Source organism: Companilactobacillus miaonis (assembly GCF_036913615.1).
Classification (GTDB): Bacteria; Bacillota; Bacilli; order Lactobacillales; family Lactobacillaceae; genus Companilactobacillus.
On sequence record NZ_JAYKTX010000003.1, the window covers coordinates 32,147 to 48,468 of the forward strand.

General features: G+C 34.8%; 11 protein-coding genes. 6 read left to right on the forward strand and 5 right to left on the reverse strand.

Translation table 11 applies throughout. The annotated features are described in order from the left end of the window. Nucleotides 1–11: 11 nt before the first annotated feature. From U8521_RS03005 to U8521_RS03015, 3 genes are all read right to left on the reverse strand, one after another. On the reverse strand, nucleotides 12–2,909 hold the full coding sequence (locus tag U8521_RS03005) for a hypothetical protein (protein WP_334351833.1): 2,898 nt from the start codon (nucleotides 2,907–2,909) through the stop codon (nucleotides 12–14). A 199-nt stretch (nucleotides 2,910–3,108) separates the two neighbouring features. Next, on the reverse strand, nucleotides 3,109–4,425 hold the full coding sequence (locus U8521_RS03010) for a sensor histidine kinase (protein ID WP_334351834.1): 1,317 nt from the start codon (nucleotides 4,423–4,425) through the stop codon (nucleotides 3,109–3,111). Then, entirely contained in the window at nucleotides 4,415–5,107 is a 693-nt protein-coding gene (locus U8521_RS03015) for a response regulator transcription factor (protein WP_334333588.1), read from the reverse strand. Before U8521_RS03015 ends, U8521_RS03010 begins: the two co-directional genes overlap by 11 nt. 220 nt (nucleotides 5,108–5,327) lie before the next feature. Here U8521_RS03015 and U8521_RS03020 point away from each other — a divergent pair, with 220 nt between their 5' ends. Together U8521_RS03020 and U8521_RS03025 are read left to right on the forward strand one after the other, a co-directional pair. Beyond that, the gene (locus tag U8521_RS03020; RefSeq protein WP_334351949.1) at nucleotides 5,328–7,733 is read left to right on the forward strand and encodes an ArnT family glycosyltransferase; all 2,406 of its coding nucleotides are present in this window, start codon (nucleotides 5,328–5,330) and stop codon (nucleotides 7,731–7,733) included. Between the two features lie 18 nt (nucleotides 7,734–7,751). Further along, entirely contained in the window at nucleotides 7,752–8,717 is a 966-nt protein-coding gene (locus tag U8521_RS03025) for a glycosyltransferase family 2 protein (RefSeq protein WP_334333589.1), read from the forward strand. A 191-nt stretch (nucleotides 8,718–8,908) separates the two neighbouring features. Here the strand turns inward: U8521_RS03025 and U8521_RS03030 are convergent, their stop codons facing one another. Continuing rightward, nucleotides 8,909–9,886: a GMP reductase gene (locus tag U8521_RS03030; RefSeq protein ID WP_334333590.1), complete on the reverse strand. Its 978-nt coding sequence runs from the start codon at nucleotides 9,884–9,886 to the stop codon at nucleotides 8,909–8,911. A gap of 305 nt (nucleotides 9,887–10,191) precedes the next feature. On the opposite strand from U8521_RS03030, the gene glnA reads away from it, so the two are divergent. Continuing rightward, a complete protein-coding gene (gene glnA, locus U8521_RS03035) occupies nucleotides 10,192–11,523 on the forward strand; it encodes a type I glutamate--ammonia ligase (RefSeq protein ID WP_334333591.1) in 1,332 nt (443 codons plus the stop codon). A 236-nt stretch (nucleotides 11,524–11,759) separates the two neighbouring features. On the opposite strand, the gene U8521_RS03040 is transcribed toward glnA, so the two are convergent. Then, entirely contained in the window at nucleotides 11,760–12,038 is a 279-nt protein-coding gene (locus U8521_RS03040; RefSeq protein ID WP_334333592.1) for a hypothetical protein, read from the reverse strand. A gap of 104 nt (nucleotides 12,039–12,142) precedes the next feature. Between U8521_RS03040 and U8521_RS03045 the strand changes: the two genes are divergently transcribed. From U8521_RS03045 to U8521_RS03055, 3 genes are read left to right on the forward strand one after another with little or no spacing between them, the layout of a single operon-like run. Further along, entirely contained in the window at nucleotides 12,143–13,261 is a 1,119-nt protein-coding gene (locus U8521_RS03045; RefSeq protein ID WP_334351835.1) for a hypothetical protein, read from the forward strand. 20 nt (nucleotides 13,262–13,281) lie between these two features. Continuing rightward, nucleotides 13,282–14,766: a glycan biosynthesis hexose transferase WsfD gene (gene wsfD, locus U8521_RS03050; protein ID WP_334351837.1), complete on the forward strand. Its 1,485-nt coding sequence runs from the start codon at nucleotides 13,282–13,284 to the stop codon at nucleotides 14,764–14,766. Beyond that, nucleotides 14,759–16,315 (forward strand): hypothetical protein, encoded by a 1,557-nt coding sequence (locus U8521_RS03055; protein WP_334351838.1) that lies wholly within the window; start codon nucleotides 14,759–14,761, stop codon nucleotides 16,313–16,315. Before wsfD ends, U8521_RS03055 begins: the two co-directional genes overlap by 8 nt. The last annotated feature ends 7 nt before the right edge of the window (nucleotides 16,316–16,322 follow it).

The window sequence follows — 16,322 nt, forward strand, 5'->3', positions numbered from 1 at the left end:
GCTTCTTTTTGTTATTCAATAGAATCAACCGTTTGCCAAGTCCAATGGCTGACATAGGTACCCATTGTACCGCCATCTTTTGAGTTAAAACTTAGTTGTAATTTTTTGAGAATCTGGTCGGTGAAGTCGGTCGAATATTGCCAATCAGAAGTGTTTTTACCATTAGTTTCGCCAATTATGAAGTTATGGCTATCAACTAATTTTTTATCCCAATAGGCCGTGTGTCCAATAGATTCTTTTTCGAGACGAGATTCATCCTCATCACCCTCATCATCCGAATCCACGCCTGGATCATTATGAGTATTCTCTTCTAATTTATAAAACGTGTCCATTGACAAACTTACGGCGACTGGTCCGGAGTTTTTTTGTCGAAAATCATCAAGAACTACACGACCAGCATCGATTTTAGGACTAGTTAATGAACTGCCATTTGGAGTGACAGCAACTGTACCTAAATCGATTTCTTCGGGAGCAGACAGTTTTAATCCACCCGGCTGATGTTGGAAATAAAATTCTTCCGTGCCTGTTAAATCCTTGTCATCAGTAATAGTGAAAGTCAATTTGTGTAACTTGAAGTCATTGCAATCACTAATCGATAATTCATCTAGCTTCCAATTAACCAAAGAACCAGGCTTATCGTTTTTTAAATCTTTAAAAATTACTTTTTTAGTTGGATCGTTGTCTAAAGTATAAGAAACCTCTTTGATTTTTTTACTATCTTTATCGGTCCAATATCCAGATAACTCTAAATCAGTATCCATTGGATCGTAGGGCTCTTTTTGATTGGAATGAGGAGTAGTAACGATGAATTGAGGTGCTTTAGTCGATTCTCTAATAAAACGAATATAGTGTGTCTTAACAGGAGAACGGTGACCTTCGGCATCTTCCATATAAAAACGGATAATGTGGGTGCCTTCATCTAAATTTTTGAAATTAACTTTTTGCTTTTGAATTTCTTGATGTTTTCCATTAAAGGCATCGCTAGAAGATTGTTTACCGTTAAAAAGAATTTGGTAGTCTTCATCTTTGTCACTGTCGATCGAGTAATGCATTGTCACGTTAGTACTGTCATAGTCATACCACTGCCCAGTTATTGGTAGTGATCCCGAATTTGTTGGCAGTAATTGGGGATTATCTTCAGTTCCATGTAGGTCTAATTCGATTACAGGATTAAAAGTTGTTCCTCTAACATCAGTTTGGGTCATGTATTGCAAGGTTGTGGTTTTACCGATTGGTAAATCAATCATTGACGTACGCATCGTTAAACCAGAATCCCATTGAGTAAAATCATCATCTTTAACACCTAAACGAGTTCCAGCGGCAGAATTATCATCAGTGTCACCACGATCATTTAAGTCTTCAAAGGCGTTGAATAAATTTCCTTTAACGTAAGGGGATTTGAATTGATTCTTTTTCTTATCAAAGAATTTAGTTGGTCTACCAAAACCAGCCGTAACGTAACGATTTTTCCCAACTTTCCAAGGATAATATCTCTCAGTTACGGGAATTAGTCCAATCAAACCAGGATTATAGGCAAATCCTTTATAAGCTGCATAAGATTTAGCAGTTGAACGGGCAGCCCAGGCATTAGGACCGTTGGGATTGTTGACGTAAACACTATGTCTGACTTGGTTATCACCAGATTGAATGTACATACCACGCTTATTTCCCAAAGTTCGCATTGAGACGTAATTACCAATTCTTTTACCTTTTTTATCAGTGATCTCACGACCATCTTTATTTAAGGAAAAATCTTGATTAGAGAAACCAACAAAGTCGGTGAAGTAATAATTACCAGTATTTTTAAAGGTGATTTTTGTCACCACACGTCCCATATCATTGAAACTTTGTTTGATAGTAGTCGTGATTTCAGGATTAGGGTGATTCTTCTTGGGAATATAGAAAGCACGTTGTTTATAGACCATTTTTTGTTCTTCAAATCCAGTTTGCGGATTAGTACGATAGTAGAATTTAGGCGTCTCCGGCAATCCATAGGCTACCCCCAAAATGTCTGGTCCAGAAACTCCGGGGACTCCGTGTCCATCAGTTGGAACAACGTAGTTATATAAGTTGTTGGAAATAAAATTTCTTGGAGAACCTTCAGATTTATCTTCAATGCCTCGAGGACTGATTCCCATGTTGATAATGTCTTTTGATTCAAAATCTCCTTCTTGGTGATCTCCATAGTGTGAAGTGTAAATATGATTGCCAGAGGCTCTGGGTCCATCGAGAATTTTACTATTAGGTTCAGCATAAAGAATGGCCGAGTTCGCTGCAGTTAAACTATCTTTTCGACTATTTCCTTTAGTTGCGTATGCTTCAGTAATTGAAGCACGGCTTTGTGCCATGTTGTAATCACCAAAGTAGAGTAGTGGTCTAGTACTACTGCCATCGGAGTGCTCGAGAATTGGTCCTTCACTGACTTTTAGAAATTCAGAGAAGACCCAACCGGATTCATTGGAATCATCATCAGTCTCAGTTGCAACATTATTTTTACTTTCAGGTGGGTTTAAATCGTAATCAAAAATTTTTTCACCATCAGCCTTTAAGATGGTCAAAGTAAAAGGCTTTTCATTATTAGTAAAGAGTTTGAAAGAAAGCTTGTTAGGTTGATCTAGTGTTAATTTAAATTCATTTTGATCGTTATTACTATCGACCTTGTCATCGCCAAGATCGCTTTTTAAGGCAGTCAAGTCGATTACTTTATCTTCACTAGTTTTAACGATTAATTCTTTTTCAGCTTCTAGAATATAGCTAATGACGATTTCGTTATTATTTTTGTGTTGAAAGATTTGTGAAATATCAGCGGTAGTTAATTTTTCTGCTTGTGCTTTGATCGTGGTAGTTTTCGTGCATGAAAATAAGATGCACAAGAAAAGTATGCATAGTAAGATTTTTTTTCGTTTCATAAATTACTCCCTCAAAACATGATTTTGTAATCTTATCATCACGATAATTTTTTTATGGTTCATAATTTTGAAGTTGATTTGTTATGAAATGAAGTACGAAATATTAACAATTATATGAAATTTATTAAGTTAGATTAGATAAAACGCTTAGAAAAATAGTGCAAATAAAAAAAGTGATTTTGATAAATTAATATCATAATCACTTATTTCGTTTAATTGGCAATTCCACCACGAATTCACTACCCTGAGGTAGGTTGTCACGGACACTGATACTGCCGTGATGATTATCGACAATTTGTTTAGCAATTGCTAAGCCTAATCCATGCCCACCACTACTTTGCGTGCGTGATTTGTCAACTCGATAAAATCTCCCAAAAATTTTTTCCTTATCAGAATCTTTAATACCGACGCCGGTATCAGCGATGATCAACTGATACTTACCATTTTCAATTTGGTCATAGATACGAATAGTTCCGTTCTTTTGAGTATACTTGGTGGCATTGTCGAGTAGGATGATCAACAATTGTTTGATTTTGTCACGGTCTAAATATAAGGTGGGATGCTGGTTGAGACTGATTTGAAAAACTTTGTGCTGAGAATTAATGATATCTTTGAACGGCATAATAGGATCTTTTAAAAATACTTTTGGATCAGTGTATTCAAAATTTAATTGAGTCGTTGCATTGTCAAAGCGAGCCAAATCAAGCAGATTGTTCGTTAATGAATTGAGTCGGCTGACTTCATCTAGTGATACGGAAATTGATTCAGCCTCATCAATAATCTTTTTATTCGGCTTAGTTAGCATGTACTCCAATTTGCCTTGAATGATAGTCAAAGGCGTTCGTAATTCGTGGGCAGCATCGTTAACAAATTCGGTCTGTTGTTTCCATGAACGAACAATCGGCAACATGTTGATCCGAGCTAAGAAATAGGAGATTACCAGTGCGATTACCCAAAAGACGAAGAAGGTGATCGCAAGGATTTTTTCAAAATTGTTCATCGTTTGGATTTGTGTATCGATATTCTGCATGATCAAAACATAATTTCCAGCATACATTGGATTATTATTATTCTTGGAAACTTTTATTAAAATTGAGCGGAAGTTCATATTTTTTATTACGATAGTTTGTTTCTTGTTAAGATTTTTTTTGTTCAATTTTATATTTTTTAGAATTGAATAACGATTACCCAAACTAGATTTATTTAATAATTTTCCTTGATTATTAAAGACTAAAATGGATGCTTGAAAGGGAGCCTTAGGTGTAGGTTCCTTTTTTTTATGTTCAGGATTGGGATCAGTTTGAGGTCCGGGGTCGTCATGTTGTAAACTGGGCTGCTTTTGAACGGAGAGGACTTCTGATTTCATTTCTTTGTCAATACTTTTATAAGTTGAGCTTTGAAAAGAATTAAAAATAATTAAACCAAGGGTCAAAAATAAGACGGCAAATGAGGCCATGATTGAAAGAAAGAGTTTAAATTGTTGCCGACGTGTAATGGCATTCTGTTTAGATTTCATTTTCATCTTGGAAAATATACCCGACGTTTCTAATAGTTTTAATTAAAGAATCATTTTTGGAAGGGCGTAATTTTTTACGCAAATTACTCATATATACCTCGACTACGGTAATGGAGGTATCAGAATCAAAGCCCCAAATACGTTCAAAAATTTGATCCTTAGTTAAGATAGTGTTTTTATTTTGCAACAAATAAACTAATAAATCATATTCTTTACCATTTAAAGCAATTTTTTGATTGTCCGCCACAATTTCATGATTATTCAAATTGACTTCGAGATTTCTAATCTTTAGAACAGAATCATCAGCTAAGGTGCCACTGCGTTTTAAGAGTGCTTTAACGCGAACTAATAATTCTTCACGGTGAAATGGTTTGGTTAAATAGTCATCCGCTCCTAGATTGAAACCGTGAATTTTGTCATCTAATTCCGCTTTGGCAGTCAAAATTAAGACCGGTGTGTTGATTTTTTCAGCCCGAATATTCTTTAAAACATCATAGCCATTCATCTCAGGTAACATGATATCTAAAATTATTAAGTCGTAGACGTTCTCAGTGGCAGCAAATTTTCCACTTAATCCATCAGTCTCGATATCGACGTGTGAAAAATCAGATAAGAAAGTTGAAATGTTATCGGCTAAATTTTTATCATCTTCCACTACTAAAATTCTTATATTCTTCGGCATAATACAACTCCTTTGTAAATTCTAATTACAAGTATAAAGCAAAATCTTTAATTTAAGCTTAATTTAAGTTAATTTGGCTAATCTTGGATTCGTTGTTACGAAAGGAATGGAGCAAATGAAAAATTTGACACAATTGCGACCGATCATTTTGTCGATCTTAATTTATTCGGTCATTTGTTTTTTTATTAAAATAGCTTTCTAAGATGGGAGAAGATAAATGATGGAATCAAAAGAGAGTCGTGTCGAAAATCGACACCAAAATAATTTCATTAATAAAGTTAGAAATATCAAGTACGATTATTGGCTGATTGCCATTTTGATCTTAGCGGCTTTTCTCTATGCTTGGAATATTTGGGAAGCAGGGGAAGCTAATAATTTTTATACAGCAGCGATTGTCAGTATGACTAAAAGTTTTAAAAATTTCTGGTATGCCAGTTTTGATCCGGCAGGATTTATTACAGTTGATAAACCACCGGTAGCACTTTGGTTTATGACCATCAGTGCAAAAATTTTTGGTGTACACGGCTGGAGTGTTGTTTTACCGTCGATTCTATTTGGAATTGGTTCGGTATATCTTATTTACAATCTGATACATAAACGTTTTGGCAAAGTCCCTGCAAGAATTGCAGCGTTTATCATGACTTTAACACCAATCGTGGTCGCTGATTCTAGAACTAACAATATGGATGCAACCTTAGTATTTTTCTTGTTATTATCGGTCTGGTTCGTTCAAAAGTCGGTGATGGGACAAAAAAAGCGTTACTTGTGGATCGGTTTTGCTCTAATGGGGGTATCGTTTAACATTAAGATGCTCCAAGCTTTCATGATTTTACCAGCATTATATTTGTACTACTGGATTGCTAGTGACTTCAATTGGAAGAAAAAAATCGGTCATTTATCGATTGCAACAATTTTTTTAGCAATCTTTACACTGATTTGGCCTTTGTCGGTCGATTTAACTAACTCAAATAGTCGTCCATATGAGGGTGGTTCTGAAACCAATTCAGCTTTAGAGTTAGCTTTTGGTTATAACGGTACTCAACGGCTTTTGGGTCAGACTACTGGAACTGGTGGAGCTTTTCCAGGGATGGGCAATTCTAAGAAGAGTGGTAGTAAAAAGTCTATGACGCCACCATCTGGTTCGAAGAAATCTTCTGAATCAATGACGCCACCTTCAAATAGTGGTTCTAAAAAGAATAGTTCGTCTTCAAATCCACCTGCATTACCAAGTGGAACTAAGAAATCGTCTCAAAATGGGAATCCACCAACTAAACCTGGTAATTCTCAAAAAATGGGTGGCTCAACTAATGGTGCCGGTACAGGTGGCGGCGGTGGCGGTGCCTTCAATATTGGTACTGCTGGACCACTTAGATTATTCCAAAAGGAACTCGGTCCGCAAATTAGTTGGCTATTACTCATAGCAATCTTTGGTGTAATCTCTAGTTTTGTATATTATCGCGGTTCAAAAATGAAAAAATGGTATTCACTTAATCCTCAAAGAAATGAGCTTTGGTTGTGGGTTGCTTGGCTGATTCCAGTCGGCGGATTCTTCTCCGTCGCTAGTTTCTTCCATCCATACTACACGATCATGCTTGCACCAGCGATTGCCGCTTTAGGTGGTATCGGAATTTATACGATGATCAAACAATGGCGTGAAAAATCTATTTGGGCGATGTTGTTACCGATCTCGATTTTATCAACTAGTCTTTTACAAGCTTGGTATTTGTTTGATTACTATCCAACGCTTGCTTGGATATTGTTGATAGCTGGAATTATTTTGTCGATTCCACTGTTTGTTTTACCTTGGATCGCTATCAAATTGAAGAATAAACGAATCTGGCCAACTTTAGCTTTGATTCTAATTATGTTAGCTCCCGGATTTTGGTCATTGACGCCAACTTTGGCTGGTGCTTCTGACAGTATTCCAAGTGCAGGACCTTCCTTGTTATCACAAATGGGTGGTGGAGGAGGCAACATGAATTCTCAAGTTGATTCTACATTGCTTACTTATTTGCAAAAGCATAAAGGAAATGCTGAGTACTTGTTTGCAACTGATGATTCAAGTACTGCTGCACCATATATCATTCAAACTGGCGAGGCTGTAATGGCCATGGGTGGTTTTAATGGAACTGATAAAGCTATTACTTTGAAGCAGTTTAAGAAGCTAGTTAAAGAAGGAAAAGTTAAATATTACTATTCTGGCGGTAAGACTGGTGGCTCAAATAATCAAATCGTCAACTGGATCAAGAAACACGCTAAGAAAGTAACTTTGAATAATAGTTCTAGTGCAACTAGTTCAGTGACTGTAGCTACTAATAGTAGTAATAAGACAGGTCAAAGTTCAAATCAGCCACCTGCTCAACCACAAGGACAAGGCCAACCTCAAGGTCAAGGTCAGAACCAAGGTCAGGCTCCGCAAGGTCAAGCTCCAACTAACTCAAATGAAGGTATGGGAACACCCCCTTCCGGAAACAAACAACCTAAGAAAAAGAAATTAACTAAGAAACAATTAAAGAAAATGAAGAAGAACAAATCAAATAACTCATCTCAAGGTACACCTTCAATGGGTGGAGGAATGCCAGGACAATCTGGAACCTTGTATGACTTATCAAGTATTTATGATTAATGAAAGGATGGATTGGTTATGAAATTGATCTCCATTGTATTGCCAGTCTTTAATGAAGAAGCAGGCATTCAAGTAACCATTGATACGTTGCTGAATTATATTGAACAGCAAGAAGAAGATTATGAATTGATTTTTGTTGATGATGGTTCGAGCGATAAATCAGTGCCGATCATTCGACGTATGTTGGCACAACACAAAAATATTAAACTAGTCGAATTTTCCAGAAATTTTGGACACCAATTGGCCATCACAGCGGGTCTTCATTATGCAAAAGGTGACGCGGTTGTAGTGATGGATGCTGATTTGCAAGATCCGCCGGAGGTCATTCCGCAAATGATTAAAAAGTGGCATCAAGGCTACCAAATTGTTTATGGCAAACGCATGCAAAGGGATGGTGAAACATTTTTCAAGAAATTCACTGCCAAGATGTTTTACCGGACTTTCGAAAAAATTGCTACGATTAAGATGCCACTTGATACTGGTGACTTTCGGTTAATGGATCGGGTAGCGGTCAATCAACTTTTGAAATTGCACGAGAAAGATCCATTTGTTAGAGGACAAGTAACTTGGATTGGTTTTAAACAAACGAGTGTCATGTACCATCGTCAAGAGAGAATCGCCGGAGAAACAAAATATCCACTTTCTAAGATGATTAAATTAGCATTAGATGGAATCACATCTTTTTCAATGAAACCATTGCAGCTTGTTAATATTTTTTCGGTTATTCCTTTGGTCAGTGGGGTGTTTTACCTAGGTTATATGATTGCAAGTAGCAACGTTAATGTTGCTTCAGTAGGTATCACAATTCTATTGTTTACCTTGGGATTATTGATGTTATCAATTGGGATAATGGGTAGCTACTTAGGTAGAGTATTGGATCAAGTTAATGATCGTCCAAGCTATATTGTTAGCAAAACTGAAGGATTTGAAGAACGGAATAAAGGAATTCATAGTTTTGATGTTCGACAAATTAATAATAATTAGATTAGAAATAATCTGAAAAATTAAAAGGTTTGATACTGTTTAATTAATCGTTTATGTGTTACAGTAATGGTAAATTTGATAAGTTAATTGTTTGATGGACAGTTATCTTATTAAATTGAAAATGAACTATCCCATTCATAAAAAAAGAAGCTGACGAACACCCAGTCGTCAGCCTCTTTTTTTTGTCTTTTTTAGTAAACATCACCGTTGTAAATCGAATTTTTAACGATAACATAATCAACTTTTCTTAATGAATTTAGATCTTTACCACCAGCATATGAAATGGATGATTGGAGATCTTGTTGCATTTCAGTTAAGGTCTTTTGAATCTCACCTTTGTAAGGGACGAGCATTCTTTTACCTTCAACATTCTTGTATTCACCTTTTTGGTATTGGGAAGCAGAACCGAAATAAGCTTTATACTTCTTGCCATCTTGTTCGATAATTTCACCAGGTGATTCTTTATGACCGGCTAGTAGGGAACCAATCATTACCATGCTGGCACCAAAACGAATTGATTTGGCGATATCACCATCATTTCTAACACCACCGTCAGCGATGATAGGTTTGCTAGCAGCTTTGCCACAGAGTCTGATAGCGGCTAATTGCCAACCGCCTGTACCAAAACCAGTTTTGAGTTTGGTGATACATACCTTACCAGGTCCAATACCAACTTTAGTAGCATCGGCTCCAGCATTTTCCAATTCACGAACAGCTTCTGGTGTACCAACGTTACCGGCAATCAAGAAACTTTCAGGAATATTTGTTTTGATGTATTTGATCATTTTGATTACGCGATCACTATGACCATGAGCGACGTCAATTGTAATGTAATCAGGTTTGAGATTTTCTTTTTTTAATTGGTCGATAAAATCAAATTCGCCTTGTTTGATACCGACGCTGATAGAAGTAAAAAGGTTTTTTTCCTGCATATGTTTGATAAAACCGATTCTTTTTTCTGGTTCAAAACGATGCATGATGTAAAAATAACCATTTTCAGCCAATTTTTCAGCTAGATTCTCATCTAAAATTGTTTGCATATTTGCTGGTACGACAGGAATCTTAAATGTTCTAGGTCCAAATTGTATACTTGTATCACATTCTGAGCGGCTATCTACAATACATTTGTTCGGTATTAGTTGAATATCCTCATAATCAAAAACTTGCATGTTTTATTCACTCCATTAATTACGAACAATTATTATTTTTATATTCGTTTTCGTTCGTACTTGTAATGTACATGATAATTTCAAGGAAGTCAAATTTATTCTTCGGATAATTTTCAATAATGTGCTAAAATTTTCATATACAAAATAATTTGTTTTTTTATCAAAATCCATTTAAAATCAAAGATAAATGTTTGACACCGATAAATGGAATTGGTATTATCAACATGTTATTGGTTAAACGTTATATTAATAACATTTATTAGAAGTCTACAAAAAATTGGTATATACAATAGGAGTGGCTAAAAATGCAACATTATACTGCAGAAGATATTACGAAAATGGCAAATGATGAAAACGTTGAATTTATTTGCTTGATGTTTACAGATATCAACGGGATCATCAAAAACGTTGAAGTTCCTGTTTCACAATTGGATAAGGTTCTTGCAAACAAGATTACTTTTGATGGTTCATCAATTGATGGATTCACTCGTATCGAGGAAAGTGATATGTTATTACATCCAGATCTTTCAACTTGGTTGATTTTCCCATGGGGAGAAGAACATGGAAAAGTTGCTCGTTTGATCTGTGATATTTATGAAACTGATGGTGTGACACCATTCGCTGGAGATCCTCGTGTTAACTTGAAGAGAATTGTTAAAAAGATGCAAAAGATGGGTTATACCAACTTCAACATCGGACCAGAACCAGAATTCTTCTTATTCAACACTGATGAACACGGTAAACCAACTCTTCATTTAAATGATGATGGTAGTTACTTTGACTTTTCACCTGCTGATCTTGGCGTTAACGTACGTAAAGACATTGTTTTAGGATTAGAAAAGATGGGCTTTGAAGTTGAAGCCAGTCACCACGAAGTCGCTCCAGGACAACAAGAAATTGATTTTAAGTATGAAGATGCCGTATCCGCTGCAGATAGCATTGAAACATTCAAATTGGTTGTAAAGACTATCGCTAGAAAGCACGGTCTCTATGCAACCTTTATGCCAAAGCCTGTTCAAGGAATTAATGGTTCAGGAATGCATATTAATATGTCACTCTTCAAGGGTGAAGATAATATCTTTGATACAACTGACGATATGTTGTCAGATACAGCTAAGAAGTTCATGAGTGGTTTGTTGAAACATGCTCGTGCTCTAACAGCTGTTAATAACCCAACCGTTAACTCATATAAACGTTTGGTTCCAGGTTTTGAGGCTCCAACTTATGTTGCTTGGTCAAGCAAGAACCGTTCTCCTTTGATCCGTGTACCTGCTGCTACTGGTAAATCAAAACGTATTGAAATGAGAAGTGTTGATCCAACAACAAATCCATACTTAGCAATTGCATGTATTTTGGATGCTGGACTTGATGGAATTCAAAGCAATTACGATTTGATGCCAGAAGTTAAAGATAATATTTACGAAATGTCAGAAGAAAAACGTCGTGAAGAAGGTATTATCGATCTTCCTTCAACATTGCACAATGCTTTGAAAGCCTTGAGAAAAGACGAATACGTTCAACAATCACTTGGCAAAGACTTAACTAATAGTTTGTTTGCCGCTAAGAATGCTGAATGGGCTAGATATCAACAAACTGTTTCCCAATGGGAAAGAGATACTTACATGACTCAATATTAATTAATATTTTACTGAAAATACATTTAATTTTTACTTATCAAATTGAACCTGGAAACAGCTTCAAAAGCCAAGTTATCAATAAATAATTAATTTTTAATTTACATAGTTTTCTCTGGAAATGAAACTTTTTTCATGTTAAGATTTAGCGTAATCAAAATTCTGATTACTGCTTTCCCCCCAGAGAGCAGAAAAGGTCTCAGCGTAAGCTGAGACCTTTTTTTTTGAATTTAAATGAATTATTCACGTGTGATTCCTAAAACAGCAGTTGATTTAATGGAATTCTTATTTTTTCCGAAAGTTATCCAGTCACTAGCACTGATTAGACCCTCTAACTTATTTTCCTCGTCGTCTTCGGTTACTTTTCCATCCTCAAATTTGCCTTGAAAAATGCAATCAAGATAATAGTGATCGGCATTACTTGCCATGACCGATGATTGATACTTCCAAGCGGTGATGAAAGTATCATCGGTTACTTCGATGTTTTTCCCATTGATTAAATTTATTTGAATAGCCATGAAACCGCCTCCTTAATTTTGATTATAACAAAACCACAAAAATACGCCTAAAAATATTATAATTAACACGAGAACTTCAATTGATTGTATTGGGGGTTAAATTTTTGCAAAGAAAAATTAAATTGGTTTTTATTTTTTTGCTTTCTTTATTAGTCACGGGTTGTGCAAAAGAAGAGGTTCAGGTAAATATTCCTAGTGGAAAAAGTGATTTTTCACAGACAACTGATTATGGCCAATACTCTAATCAAGAAAATAAATTGAGATCTTTTATCGAGAAGAAACTTCTAATCCAAAAAGGTATTTATACTAATTTCAAAAAGCAATCATTTAAAGAAGATGCTGCTCGTGGTCATGAGTTATTATCCGAATCTTCAGGTATGTGGTTAGAATATTTGGTTTATAGTCACCAGTACAAAGAATTTAGAGAATTTTATAAAGAAACTAAGAAAACTTTCGATTTAAAAACGCAATTTAGTTATCGGTACACTCCCAGTAAAAAGAAAAAATTTCCTGTTAATGCCACTTTGGATGACTTAAGAATAATTAAAGCCTTACAGATGTATGGAGAAGCTACGGGAAATAAGAAATATAAAAAAGAAGCTGCAACGAGATTTGCTATGTTGAAGAAAAATACGATGAGTAAAGGGAAAATAGCAAGTTTTTATGATACGGATGCCAAAAAACAGAGTGCTGAAGGATCTTTGGCATACTATGATTTTCAAGTTTTGAAATATTTTGAAAATACAAAGCAAGGTCAGAAAATGTATCGTCAACAGCTTGCTGTAGTTCAAAATGGCTATTTAGGTGATGCTTTTCCGTTGTATGCTTCTAGTTATAATTGGCAGAGTAAATCATACAGCAATGCTGATTTAAATACTTCTGAAGCAATGGAGACGTTATTACATTTATCTAAAATTAATAAATTGCAAAAAGCATCTTTCAATTGGTTAAGTCGTCAAGTTGAAAATAACACTTTGTATAATACTTATTCAGTAAATGGTAATATTATCGACCGTTCGCATTCGGCTGGTAGTTATGCTATTGCAGCAATGATTTTTGCAAATGAGCATGATAAAAAAATGTATCAAAAAGCTATGAAGCTTGTTTGGAAGTATCAAGTTTTAAATAAGAATTCTGATATTTATGGTGGTATTGGTATTGAACATCAGAATGAAGCCTATTCCTTTAATAATTTAACAACATTATTAGCAGCTAATTATTAGTCATGGGGGAACAAAAAGTCATGAAGAAATTTTTGAAAACATCATTTGTTAATTTTTCTAGATGGGTTTCTCCAGCCTTATTGGGTACAATTTTGGTTGCTCTAATTAGTGGTTACATTCTTTTTGTGCCACCAATTCATGGTTTGGCTGATAATGGTGATTTTTACCGTTCGATTTTAAGTAATGGAATCTATCGATTACCAACTAGCTATAGCCAATATAGTGATTATGTGATTACTAAATTTGGTATAATGCAATATTTTAATGAAAATAATGTTTCTGTTTTGTCATCTCAAACTCTATTTATTCAAATAGCGTTGTTTTTGAATAAGTTATTTTATAGCAAAACTATTTTTACGATTCAGTTTATGGGACTAGTTTATTATTTGTTTTATTTAGGTGGCATCTATTTATTGATAAATGCCCTAGTTCATCCATTTAGAAAATTGAAACATTACTTTTTAGCATTATTGATTGTTTTGATTTTTGCTGATTCTGCTTATACGTTATACTTCAATTCTTTTTTTGCTGAGCCTGGGATGTTAGTATTAATGGTTTACATTTGTGCTGCAATTATCTCATTGGCACGTAATGTCTATTCAAAGAGATGGCCGATGATCACTTTGTTTTTTGTATCGACTGTTTTATTAATTACCAATAAACAACAGAATGCTCCATTAGCCTTGAGTTTTGGTGTAGTTGCAATTGGAATTATGTTTTTACCACATTTTAAGGCTAGAAGAATGGCCACAGCTTTAGGAATCTTAATTGTCTTATTTTCAGGTATTGGTATTTATAAATCAATTGGTTCAGAGATTGTTGGTGCTAATACTTTTCAAACCTTTTCCCACGGAACTTTGCTGGAAACAGGTGATCCGACTAAGAAAATCGAACGTGGCGGAGTTGATGGCCAATTTGCTCTAATGAGAAATGAAAATTACTATTCCAAGGATTATGCTACGTTAGATCCAAGTAGTCCTTATGTTGAGAAACATCTGATGAAAAAGACGGGATTTGGTTGGATAATGCGGTATTATCTTGCCAACTTAAAACAATTCAATAATTTATTAGATTTAGCTGCTAAGGATATTGCCGCTGTCCAACCGAGGGCTGTAGGTGATTTTGTGAGAGGCTCGCATCATAAGCCGGGTGAACAGGTCAAATATTTTACATTGTATAGTTCTCTAGTGGGAGCATTTTTCCCTGGTAAGTATGCGTTTGACTGTTTGTTAGCAGTTGGTTTTATTGCTGTTTACAGTGTTGGTCTATATTTGGATTTCAAATCCAATCGTTATATGGGAATACTACGCTTTTTCTTGATTTTTGGATTGATGACGATAGTTGTTTTTGTACCAATTGTTTCTATCATTGGTGATGGGGATGCTGACTTGGCAAAGCATTTATTTTTAATTCCTATTAGTTTAAATATGTCATTATTAATTTTTGTATCGGATTTGATCAATCATACTTTGTGGAATACGAAGGGGGATAAAGCAGATGTTTAAAAGAAAAGTTTCATTAGTTTTTCTGATAATTGCCTCCATAATGTTGCTTTTTACTTTTCCCCAAAAGGTGGACGCTGCCAGTAACAATCGGGTTTTGTTAGTTTATGATTCACAAAACGATGTCAAAAATGACAAAGTGAATATTGATGCCTTGCAACGTAGTTTAACTAGTATGAATTTACAAGTAAAAACTCTCCAGCAATCGGATTATAAAAAAGGAATGTTAAATAATAAGTATCTAGGTGTAATTACGATGGTTAATTGGCGCCAAGTCGGTTTGACCAATCAAGCTTTTATCCAAGATAGAGATAGTTTCTCGGGAATCAAATTACATATTGGTGAGGAATTAACTCAAACGGAAATAAGCCAATTGAAGGTTCAAGTTAAAAAAATTTATCAACAGCAACTGATTTTAACTGAAGGTCATGATCAAGAAACATTACCTTTTAAACAAAGTATCACGGTAATTACTAAAACTGAGGATTCTGGGCATCAAATTGGAGTGTTGTCGAGTCAACAGGCTAATCAAAAAAAATATCCCTTTGGATATATCAATGGGAAACAAGGGTATTTACCATTTTTCTCAAATGAAGGGTTAAGCTTAATGGTTCAAACGAAAATGATTGCCCAATTGTTTAGTCGTGCTGGGAAATATCAACCACTTCTAACAATTACTAATGTCACACCCTATACGAATTTGGCTACATTAGATAAATTGAGCTTATTTTGTTATAAAAATGAAATTCCTTTTGCAATCAGTATGACTTCTGTGAGTGAGAATACTGAAATGAAAGCCTTTAGTAGATTTACTGCTGTCTTGAGAAATGTTGAAAATCGTGGAGGAATTATTTTCTTGCAGACGCCAACTGTAAGTTCAGGGATTGATTCTGATGGTCAGATCATCAATAAAAATTTTTTAACTTATATTGTTAGTTTAGCTAGACAACAAGTTTTTCCAGTTGGGATTAGTTCCGAGGGATTTTGGAATCAAGACAAAGTTTTACGAGAGAATTCTTTAAAATTTGCCGATCATTGGTTACTATTGCCAAATGAAGAAAAAGTTACTTATGTTGATGAAGATAACAACGCCAAGAGTTCGCAAGAAACTTTTTTTGGAATGTCAGCTTCATCATTGAATAATGTTAAAAAAAATGATGAGACATTTTTTACTATTCCGACAGCTTTAACAATTTCAATGCCGTACAGTCAGAAACAATTAGAACATGTTCAAAGTGAAATTAAAAGTTTAAATTTGACTTGGTTTGATCCAGTTGATGATGATCTAAGAACAAGTTTAAATACTGAAACGACGGCTTTGCAATATAAGCATGGGCAATATATTGTCAATGGTAAAATAGAAGATATACATCCAGCTAGTTCGGATTTAAACAAACAATTCTCTGACGGAAAATCTACAGCACTATTTAGTGGATATTTTAAAATCCAAGGTAATATTTTAGCTGTGTTTTTCGTTATAATTATGATTGTATTATTAATTTTTATTTTTATAGGTCAAAGAATCTATTGGAATCGCTTCAGACGAAAATGATTAGAGA

What these genes read in the sequence shown, in the direction of transcription:
- glnA (WP_334333591.1), top strand. Translation starts at nt 10,192, where the DNA reads ATGCAACATTATACTGCAGAAGATATTACGAAAATGGCAAATGATGAA.
- U8521_RS03010 (WP_334351834.1), bottom strand. Translation starts at nt 4,425, where the DNA reads ATGAAATCTAAACAGAATGCCATTACACGTCGGCAACAATTTAAACTC.
- U8521_RS03030 (WP_334333590.1), bottom strand. Translation starts at nt 9,886, where the DNA reads ATGCAAGTTTTTGATTATGAGGATATTCAACTAATACCGAACAAATGT.
- U8521_RS03040 (WP_334333592.1), bottom strand. Translation starts at nt 12,038, where the DNA reads ATGGCTATTCAAATAAATTTAATCAATGGGAAAAACATCGAAGTAACC.
- U8521_RS03025 (WP_334333589.1), top strand. Translation starts at nt 7,752, where the DNA reads ATGAAATTGATCTCCATTGTATTGCCAGTCTTTAATGAAGAAGCAGGC.
- wsfD (WP_334351837.1), top strand. Translation starts at nt 13,282, where the DNA reads ATGAAGAAATTTTTGAAAACATCATTTGTTAATTTTTCTAGATGGGTT.
- U8521_RS03020 (WP_334351949.1), top strand. Translation starts at nt 5,328, where the DNA reads ATGGAATCAAAAGAGAGTCGTGTCGAAAATCGACACCAAAATAATTTC.
- U8521_RS03015 (WP_334333588.1), bottom strand. Translation starts at nt 5,107, where the DNA reads ATGCCGAAGAATATAAGAATTTTAGTAGTGGAAGATGATAAAAATTTA.
- U8521_RS03005 (WP_334351833.1), bottom strand. Translation starts at nt 2,909, where the DNA reads ATGAAACGAAAAAAAATCTTACTATGCATACTTTTCTTGTGCATCTTA.
- U8521_RS03055 (WP_334351838.1), top strand. Translation starts at nt 14,759, where the DNA reads ATGTTTAAAAGAAAAGTTTCATTAGTTTTTCTGATAATTGCCTCCATA.